Origin of the sequence: Pseudoxanthomonas kalamensis DSM 18571, assembly GCF_010211745.1 — a bacterium.
Lineage (GTDB): Bacteria > Pseudomonadota > Gammaproteobacteria > Xanthomonadales > Xanthomonadaceae > Pseudoxanthomonas_A > Pseudoxanthomonas_A kalamensis.
In genome coordinates this window covers 1-894 of the sequence record NZ_PDWQ01000025.1, presented here as the reverse complement: position 1 = coordinate 894, position 894 = coordinate 1, and the positions used below count along the sequence as shown (strand labels likewise).

The following is an 894-nucleotide window of genomic DNA, read 5'->3' as shown; positions in this document are numbered from 1 at the left end:
CCGGCATCCGAGAGGCCCAGGAGTCGCGTGGGCTCGGAGAGGCGGATAAGAGACAGGCAGGAGGCCGACGACCCGAAACCTGAATGGGGGTCACACGGCCAGGTGAAAGCCGATATGGCGAGCCAGAGAGCGGCGTTGCAGCGTCGCATCGAAGGCATGGGCGGTGATTACACCCGCCGTGGCCCGCCGTTGGTCTAGGGGTCCGGGGAGCAATGGAACAGGGAAGTCAGTTAAGCCGATATCAATGAAATATTGGCCCGCCGGTAGCACAGCAATGCTTGTACTTCCGCCCACTGCCACATGGACATTGATCGTTTCTCCCAACTTTAGGGCCTTGCCTGCGTAAAGGCACGTGGGTTGCCAATTGGCGATGTGACGCGAAGTAGCGATAGATGTGTGTAAGTCCGGCAATCAGGGACTGAAGCAACTCATCGCGTTTGTCAGGCGCAATCTCTGGCGGGCGCATGGCGGGATCAGGATCATGTTCATAGGTCAAAATCATAATTGGCAGCATTGGCCCGCCAAACTCGTCGCTGCCGATCAGCTCTTGCCAACTATTGGGCCGTAATTGAATGCCGCGCATGAAACCATGTGCCCAGTCATTGCCGTGTACGGCCCCATCCGCATCTTCGAGCAGCACGGGAAGGTAGACATCGTCTTTCTCCAGAGTGCGGAACAGTTCTGATGCAATCGTGTTCCAATGCCGCATGACCAAGCCAAGAATCTCCGCCGCTTGGTCATTGCTGTCGAAGCAATGTCCTTCCCCAAGTACGTGTGGCACGTATTCGCTGGGCAATACCGTTTCAGGGCCGCAAATGAGTGCGGCAAAAAACCCATCGAGCATTTCGAGATTCATTGCAGGTGCGCCGACTCCTTCGAGAAAGTCGCCCAACC

Annotated in this window: 1 protein-coding gene; it reads right to left on the bottom strand. The window is 56.7% G+C overall.

Translation table 11 applies throughout. The annotated features are described in order from the left end of the window. Positions 1 to 241: 241 nt before the first annotated feature. Positions 242 to 892 carry a YecA/YgfB family protein gene (locus CSC70_RS13730; protein ID WP_162457189.1) on the bottom strand — a complete coding sequence of 217 codons (651 nt, stop codon included), beginning with the start codon at positions 890 to 892 and terminating at the stop codon, positions 242 to 244. Positions 893 to 894: the final 2 nt, after the last annotated feature.